The sequence below is a fragment of the Dehalococcoidia bacterium genome (genome assembly GCA_028711995.1).
GTDB lineage: Bacteria > Chloroflexota > Dehalococcoidia > SZUA-161 > SpSt-899 > JAQTRE01.
This window is the reverse complement of the sequence record JAQTRE010000139.1, coordinates 1-7789: the sequence shown is the minus strand read 5'-3', so window position 1 is coordinate 7789 and position 7789 is coordinate 1. Positions and strand designations below refer to the sequence as shown.

Genomic DNA, 7789 nt, shown 5'->3' with positions numbered 1-7789 from the left:
TGGCTGTTCTCATGGAGGATTCTCCCCCTCAATCTGAATCTGAGTTGATTCTACCAGATACGTGGGGGTGAAGGCATTACAAAATCAGTCAAAGTCGAGGCTGAAATCAAAACTAAACAGCCTCAATACAAGTGTGAGGTGAAATAACCGCAATGTTCAAGAAACCATCTCGTTTTGGCAAAGGCCGAAAAACCTCCCGGACATGGAGCCTTGCGCTGGTAACACTACTCATGGGAGCAGCATTAATCGGGTGTTCGGATTCCGATTCCAAGGAGACCCCAAAGACTCCCATCTCGCCAACGGTGACGAAAGCAGTGCCTGAGACGTCCACCTCGCCAACGGCAACAAAAACGGCGCCGAAGACATACGCCAGCGCACCTCCCATGACGATTGATCCATCCAAGAATTTCACGGCTATTATCCACACCAACAAAGGGGATATCACCGCTGAACTCTTTCCAGAGGATGCCCCGCTGACGGTGAACAATTTCGTTTTTCTGGCCCGGGACGGATTCTACAATGGTGTGCCCTTTCATCGGATTATCCCGGGATTCATGATCCAGACCGGTGATCCCACCGGCACCGGCTCAGGCGGCCCCGGTTACACCTTCAACGATGAGCCGATTGCCCGAGAGTATGAAGTGGGAACGCTGGCTATGGCCAACCGGGGCGCGGATACCAACGGCAGCCAGTTTTTCATTTGCGAAGATGATCTCAGGGCAAGGCTGCAAAAGGACTACACCATCTTCGGGCAGGTCACCCAGGGGATAGACGTGGTGCATCAGATCGCCTCATCGCCGGTCGAATATGGCAACTCTTCCGATCCAGTACCTTCAAAGCCGACCATCGATCTGCATATCGATAGCATTGAGATCATTGAACAGGGATAGTCGTCTCAGAGGCGCTACCACCTAACTTCCCGAACGATCTTCTCGATCGCCGGGCCAATATCTCTGGAGGTATCCACTACCAGATGATTGCGGCGGATATTCTCCTTGCTCGTCTTCATCTTCTGGTGAACTCCCAATCCGGCAGTGGAGAAATCATGAGGATCGGGATTCTCGGTTCGCGCTTTTAAGCGTTCTTGCACCACATCGGGAGGCGCTTCCACCTGAACGATGACGAGCTTCAATCGGAGCTTGTCGGCAACGTGATAAAGCTGCTCGCGATGATTCTCCACCAGATTGGTGGCATCCATCAGCACCGGGATGTTCCGGCTCAAGAAATCCTCGATGAGAACCGGAAGGGCTGAAAAGAGGCGCTGATTCTCACTGGCATCGAAGGAGGGTTCAGGGAAAAGCACCTTCCTGAGAACATCACTGGTCAGAATCACACAGGGCAGGCGCTCTGCCAGTTTTCGGCTCAAATACGATTTACCCGTGCCCGGCAAGCCGCTCATGATAATCAGAAACGGCCTGACTACCGGTTCGGGGAGTTGCGTGATCGATTCCCTGAGAATCCCGGCATCCCTCTGAGCGTCATTCTGCCACATAGATCAGATTTCCCATCCAGCTGTACTCACTCACTTTACTCAAGGAACCGCCGATTACATGGTGCAGGATACTCCCTGCCGGGGGCCTGCCCTCGACCGCGATCGGGGGTTGATCACGACCTAATCAGAGGTTTCCTAATGGAAACTACGATCATACAGAAAGCGATTCCTCAACACCAGAGAAACATTCGGGCGAGGGACTGATTTGAGGTCCTCTTGAAGATCAGCAGTCAGCCTCCGAATCACGATCATGGCAAAGAAGGCCGCAAATATCCAGATTTCGACCGGGTCTTCATCGAGTCGCCACGCCACCAGGGGCAAAATCGCAAAGCCGACCAGCACGCCCAGCGGCATCGAATCCGATTTGCCGGGCAGTTTGAGACTCTCGGCAGTGGTTCTGTTCGGTTTCCGCATGGTGAAAAACACCCGGATGGCTCCCGCCGCGGCAATGGGAATCAGCGACCAGCCCAGCGCCAGGGGGGAAACGGCAAAGGCGGCCCCGACGCCGGTGGTGTTTCCTCTCTCCTTGCCATAGAATCGAGTGAAAGCAGGCCACATTTGACCGGCCGTCACCGCCATGGCGGATAGCCCTACGGTCAGGACATCGAAGTCGAGCAGCCATGCTATCAGAGGAGGAACCGGCCCTTTGAGCACATCCCATGTCACTCCAGCTACCCCCTCCGCAAGGCCCACCTTGCGCCAGAGGGCCTGATGCAGGTCTTCCTTCTTCGGGTCTAAATCGAACCCTCTTGCCTTGCCGATCCAGTAGAGCACCGGCAACGATCCAAACAAGTATGCCCCGATGACAAACAGAACTTCAATCAAAACCACTCCTCTCCGCTCGAACGATCAATCAGCATAAAAGGCAAGCCCTACCAATCCAGGACCTGTGTGCACTCCCATCACCGGGGTGAACTCCGTTACATAAAGCTCGGCACACTCGAATCGCTCCAGAACCCGTTTCCTGAGCGTCTCCGCTTCTTCAGGGACGCCGGCATGCATGATGTTGATATGCATCCGTTTCCTCCCTGATCTCTCTTCCATGATCTCAATCAGCCGCTTCATGGCTTTGGACTTCGTCCTGATCCTTTGCAGCGGAATGGCTGAGCCATCTCTCACTTGGAGGATAGGCTTGATGGAAAGAAGAGAGCTTGCCCAGGCAGTGGCTTGAGGCACTCGACCGCTTTTGGCCAGGAAATAGAGTGTATCCACGGCTGCAATCAGATTGAGCTTGGGAAACACCCGTTCAATCTCATGGACTGCCTCAGCCAGACTGCCTCCGGAAGCAATCACCCGAGCAGCAGCCAGGACCAGTAATCCATGTGCTCCGGCGGCCGTCTGCGCATCGAGAACCTCGATCTGTATGCCGGGGATCGTATCCTGCGCCATCTCTTTTGCCTTGATTGCCGATTCGAAGACCATGCTGAGTTTATGGGAGATGGCGATACTCAAAAGGGCATCTGATGTCTCACTGGCAGAGCGATAAGCTTCGAGGAACTCGGCTGGCGATGGAGCTGAAGTGGTCGGGAGAACCCGGCTGCTCCGCTGAAGATTATAGACCTTGCCGGGCGTGATATCCACCCCATCGCGATAAGTCTGCCCCTGGATGATGAGCCTCATGGGGACCACCAGTACGCCATATTTATCCACCAACTCCTTGGGCAGGCACGCGGAACTATCGGTAATGATGGTTACTTTTCCCATGGTTAGGCCTCTGGCAAAAGGCTGGCGGGGGGAACAAACAACACCCTAAGAATAGGGCAAGGGCAGATAGCTGTCAAGGATCGCATGGAGAGACTGTGAGACGTTTCACTTCAGTCGGAAAGACGCCCTCGATTTTAGCTTTCAAACACCGGTAGTCTCTGTGCTATGGCCGATAGTTGACCCTCAGACCCTATCCTCCATTATTGACATATACAGCCGGTTGCCTTATAATTAGGGCATGAGGGACTAATGGGGCCGTTCGCCCGGCAAACTTTGTCAATCGGCTCGGCAGGGAGACTTCAGAATTTGAGTTGAGGGGGGAGATCATGGACTGGTCGATCGAAATCAAGACAGAGGATGATGTTCTGGTGGCCACCGTTACAGGGGAATTGGATGAGAAGCGCTACCTTGCTATGCGTGACCGAGTGCTGTTGTCCCTTGGCGAAACCGACGCACGCCACATTCTGGTTGATGTTCGACATGCCGTTGTGAGGATTTCCACGATGGGCATATTCGCTCTGGCAACATCAAACCGTGATGCAATCCCCCGCGGAGTGAAGTACGCCGTGGTCTTCTCTCGGCATACTTTGCCGGCGGCCAATGCCAGTTTTGGCGAGAATGTGGCACGCAACAGGGGAGCTCAGATGAAGTCTTTTACCGATATTGCAGAAGCAGAGCGATGGCTATCCGAAAAGTGATCTCCTCATGTCACCATGACCGCCCGGCAATGGCTGCCACATAATTTCATGCGAGTGTAGATTCAGAGGCTGAAAAGCTGAGGATACTTATCGCGGCTGCCTCTTCAGCCGGTAATATACATCCCTGCTGACGATTTTGCTCTCTATGTTGCCTTTGATCGTTAAGTAGAACAGGCCTGACCAGACATTGGAACCGAAACGCTGCTCCAATTCTGAGTAGCTATATGCCTGGTCTTGGTTCTCGACGAAGAAGTCTATTAAAGTGGTCCCTGTGTCAAAGGCTTCATTTGGTATAGGCATACATACCTCCTTTAAGAAGTGATGACCGGATCTAAAGCTCCGAGGGGATATCTTTAAGCTGGGCAAGGGAAAAAACCGGCCCGTCCTTGCAAACGTATTTATCGCCGATATTGCAGCGTCCGCAGATACCTATGCCGCACTTCATGCGCTTTTCCAGCGTGGTGAGGATCTGATCATCGGTGAACTTGAGCTGCGAGAGCGCCTGCAGGGTGAATTTGATCATGATCGGCGGGCCGCAGGTGACGGCCACGGCGTTTTCCGCTGAAGGAGCGATCTCCTTGAGGACATTGGGAACCATCCCGATCTTCCCGGTCCAGCCGGGATATTCCGCATCGATGGTCTGGATCAGCTTGACATCCGATCTGGCTGCCCATTCCTTCAGGTCTTGTTTGTAGCAAAGGTCAAGGGAAGTTCGAGCTCCGTATAGAATGGTAATGTCTGCATAGTCGGAGCGATTATCCAGCATGAACAGGATGAGGGTTCGGAGCGGAGCCAGTCCAATGCCGCCGCCCACAAAAAGGATATTCTTCCCCTTCATGCTCTTATAGGGAAACCAGTTCCCAAGTGGAGCCCTCACACCGATCTGCTCACCTTCAGCGAGTTCGTGCAGCGCCGCGGTGACCTCACCGGCTTTCATCACACTGAACTGCAAGAAGTCCATGCGAGTCGGCGGCGAGTTTATCACAAATGTGGATTCTCCCACGCCAAAGACGGAAACCTGTCCCACCTGCCCGGGCTCAAAGAAAAACTTCTTCATCTTCGCCGGGTCGTTGAGGACCACCTGGAACGATTTGATGTTCGGGGTCTCTTCAATCACCCGGGTGACCGTTGCCAGTTCAGGAAGATAGGGATTAGAGTGATGTTCGGTCATCCTTGGGCTCCTTGGACATGCGCAACGATTTCGCTAATGTCCACTGATACGGGGCAATATCGGATGCAGCGTCCGCATCCGCAACAGGCAGTGACACCCTTGTATCGGGTCGGGTAGTAACTGAACTTATGACCCACGCGGTTTTTGAGCCGCTGAGCTTTGCTCGGCCGGGGATTGTGGCCGCTTGCTTCCAACGTGAAATGGGCAAACATGCAGGCATCCCAGCTTCGAATCCGCTCGCCTCGGCTTCCTGCCTGCTCATCGGTGATGTTGAAGCAATAGCAGGTAGGACAAAGATAAGTGCAAGCACCGCAACTTATACACTTCGCTGCTTCCGCCTCCCAGAACTGCTGATCATCAAAAAGGCCGATGAGTTTCTCCGGGGTTTTCTCCAGGCTGGCAAAGGGCTTTCTCACCGCCTTGGCCGCGCTCTCCTGGGCCTTTTCCGCCTCTTCCCGATAAGCGCTTCCATCCGCAAGGCCAAGCTCCTTCAAAACAGCTTCTCCCTTATCTGTCACTGCTTCGAGGTAATAGCCCTTGGGAAGCTCGGTCATCAGTAGGTCGGAGCCGTCCTCATCGGCCGGGCCTCTGCCCACAGAGGTGCAGAAACATCCCGGAGAAGGAGCGTTGCATGTCAGGGTGATGATAGTGGTCTTTTCCCGGCGGCCTTTGTAATAGGGATCGGTGGCCCCAGCTTCCAGATAGACCCGGTCGTAAATCCGGAACCCCTGGGCATCGCACGGACGGCAACCGACGATGATGGTCGAGGGGAAATCCAGATTCTCTTTGAGCTCTACCTCCACCTTCTTGAGATTCTCCATGTCCTTTTTCAGATTGAAATCGAAGAGGACATCACTTTGCGGGAAAATGACCGCCTTGGGCGGAAGATTGGCAGGCCTGGAAAAGCACATCGTTTGCCCCGCGGCAAACGGCTTGAACAGGACCAGATCGCCTTCCTCAACCGGCACAAACAGCCGGGCCTTTTTGCTCAGTGCTTCGATCACACTATTCAAATTGTCTTTGGGAATGAAACCGCTGTGAGCCATTAGAGTTTATGCTCCTGAATGGTTGCCTCTTCCGCCTTGAACGTGTACATGGGAGGCGTGTCTTCGGGATTGATTCCCGGCACGTAATCGAACAATTCCTTCAGCTCCATTCCGATCTTCTTCTTGATCTTAGCCACCGGAATTTCCATGGGGCAGACCCGTTCGCATTCGCCGCACTCAATACACCTTCCCGCCAGGTGAAGGCTGTGAATCATATGGAACATGTACTTCTCCGTCAGATCGTCACGCTGGGAAGTCCAGTGAGAATCACGACTCTCCGCGAGGCATTGGTCCTGGCAAACGCACATGGGGCAGGCGTTGCGGCAGGCGTAGCAGCGGATGCAGCGGTCGAACTCCTTTTCCCAGTACTTGCGCCGCTCCTCCAGAGAGAGCTTTTCAAATTCCTTGATGTCCTCAAAAACTTTCTCTTTGGGCTTGTCCGACTGAATCGCTTCGCCAACGAGATGGTCGTAATTCAGAGGAGTGGGATATTGACAGATTGAGCACTTGGCCGGCATCACTTCGTCCATGGGAATCGTCTTTGGTCCTTCGGGCGTTTTCACCACCAGATTCCCACCCTCGAAGTTAATCGATTCGATGGGCTGGTGATTGACCGCGTGCAGGACTTTGTTCACCGAGATCACGCCGCGGCAGGGAATTCCGATCACCCTTACCTTCGTCCGATCGATCAGCTTTTCCTGCATGTACTGAACGATTGTCCGGCTGTCGCATCCCTTGACGATCACCCCCACCTTCTTGTCCTTCATGAAGGGTAGATAGGAGCAGAGGTTATGAACGCACAGCGGATTCCAGATCAGGTCGTTTATCTGTTCCGGTTTGGTGACAAAAGCCGGGGTAGCGTGAACAGGGTCGAATCCCTGCTTGTAGCCGATGAGCACATCGACTTCAGGGAGAACCTGCTGCACTAACTCTTTGAGTTTCGATAAAGTCACGATCTATTTCCTTTTTCGATCCCTCTCCCTCGATGGGAGAGGCTAGGTGAGGGTGACAATACCCCCGGTTTTGGGCGATCACAAGAATCGCCCCTACGTAATTTTTGCTGATGGCTTATCGCTGACCGCTGGCTGCCGATTCATTGGCCCCAGTTCATGAATCACCTTGGTGAAATCGGTGACGGTCTTCTGCCAGCGCGCCCCTTCCGAGGCAGAAACCCACGTATAGTGGAACCGACGCTCATCGATGCCCAGGAAAGGCAGCATTCGCTTGAGCATTTCCAGCCTGCGGCGGGCATAGTAGTTCCCTTCCGAATAATGACAGTCCCGCGGGTGACACCCAGAGACCAAAACGCCATCCGCGCCATTGAGGAGCGCCTTGACGATAAACAGCGGGTTAACCCTCCCGGAGCAGGGGACGCGAATGATGCGCAGATCAGTGGGCTGCTTAAAGCGCGAAACCCCAGCTGTATCCGCTCCCCCGTAAGAGCACCAGTTGCACAGGAACCCGATGATTCGCAGTTCTTTCTCGGCTACGACAGACATAATGCATTTACCTCAGCCAGAAGCTGGTTATCGGTGAAGTGCTGGAGCTGAATGGCCCCGCAGGGGCAGGTGGTATTGCACACGCCACACCCGGCGCAGACGGTCTCGATCACCCGGGCCACTGTTCGGCCATCGCGGAGTTTCTGTTCCTCGATGGCGCCGAAGGGACAGGTCTTGAC

11 protein-coding genes are annotated in these 7789 nt (G+C 54.1%); 2 read left to right on the top strand and 9 right to left on the bottom strand.

Annotated features, from left to right (window positions below; all coding sequences use genetic code 11):
• Positions 1–152: 152 nt before the first annotated feature.
• The gene (locus PHV74_13630) at positions 153–890 is read left to right on the top strand and encodes a peptidylprolyl isomerase (GenBank protein MDD5095399.1); all 738 of its coding nucleotides are present in this window, start codon (positions 153–155) and stop codon (positions 888–890) included.
• A gap of 14 nt (positions 891–904) precedes the next feature.
• Here PHV74_13630 and PHV74_13625 read toward each other — a convergent pair whose 3' ends face one another.
• The 3 genes from PHV74_13625 to PHV74_13615 form a co-directional block, all read right to left on the bottom strand.
• Complete coding sequence (locus PHV74_13625; protein ID MDD5095398.1) at positions 905–1492, bottom strand: ATP-binding protein; 588 nt, start codon at positions 1490–1492, stop codon at positions 905–907.
• A 135-nt stretch (positions 1493–1627) separates the two neighbouring features.
• Positions 1628–2317, bottom strand: a complete 690-nt coding sequence (locus tag PHV74_13620; GenBank protein MDD5095397.1) for a glycerol-3-phosphate acyltransferase — start codon at positions 2315–2317, stop codon at positions 1628–1630.
• A gap of 24 nt (positions 2318–2341) precedes the next feature.
• Positions 2342–3196 (bottom strand): DegV family protein, encoded by an 855-nt coding sequence (locus PHV74_13615; protein MDD5095396.1) that lies wholly within the window; start codon positions 3194–3196, stop codon positions 2342–2344.
• Between the two features lie 326 nt (positions 3197–3522).
• Between PHV74_13615 and PHV74_13610 the strand changes: the two genes are divergently transcribed.
• The gene (locus PHV74_13610) at positions 3523–3894 is read left to right on the top strand and encodes an STAS/SEC14 domain-containing protein (GenBank protein ID MDD5095395.1); all 372 of its coding nucleotides are present in this window, start codon (positions 3523–3525) and stop codon (positions 3892–3894) included.
• An 87-nt stretch (positions 3895–3981) separates the two neighbouring features.
• Here the strand turns inward: PHV74_13610 and PHV74_13605 are convergent, their stop codons facing one another.
• The 6 genes from PHV74_13605 to PHV74_13580 form a co-directional block, all read right to left on the bottom strand.
• Complete coding sequence (locus PHV74_13605; protein ID MDD5095394.1) at positions 3982–4194, bottom strand: hypothetical protein; 213 nt, start codon at positions 4192–4194, stop codon at positions 3982–3984.
• A 31-nt stretch (positions 4195–4225) separates the two neighbouring features.
• Positions 4226–5065 carry an FAD/NAD(P)-binding protein gene (locus PHV74_13600; protein ID MDD5095393.1) on the bottom strand — a complete coding sequence of 280 codons (840 nt, stop codon included), beginning with the start codon at positions 5063–5065 and terminating at the stop codon, positions 4226–4228.
• Positions 5062–6111, bottom strand: a complete 1050-nt coding sequence (locus PHV74_13595) for a 4Fe-4S dicluster domain-containing protein (GenBank protein ID MDD5095392.1) — start codon at positions 6109–6111, stop codon at positions 5062–5064. Before PHV74_13595 ends, PHV74_13600 begins: the two co-directional genes overlap by 4 nt.
• Complete coding sequence (locus tag PHV74_13590; protein ID MDD5095391.1) at positions 6111–7064, bottom strand: 4Fe-4S dicluster domain-containing protein; 954 nt, start codon at positions 7062–7064, stop codon at positions 6111–6113. Before PHV74_13590 ends, PHV74_13595 begins: the two co-directional genes overlap by 1 nt.
• Positions 7065–7157: 93 nt before the next feature.
• The gene (locus PHV74_13585; GenBank protein MDD5095390.1) at positions 7158–7610 is read right to left on the bottom strand and encodes a hydrogenase iron-sulfur subunit; all 453 of its coding nucleotides are present in this window, start codon (positions 7608–7610) and stop codon (positions 7158–7160) included.
• The coding region (locus PHV74_13580) for a 4Fe-4S dicluster domain-containing protein (protein MDD5095389.1) at positions 7598–7789 on the bottom strand (192 nt) is incomplete at its 5' end. The genes PHV74_13585 and PHV74_13580, both read right to left, overlap by 13 nt.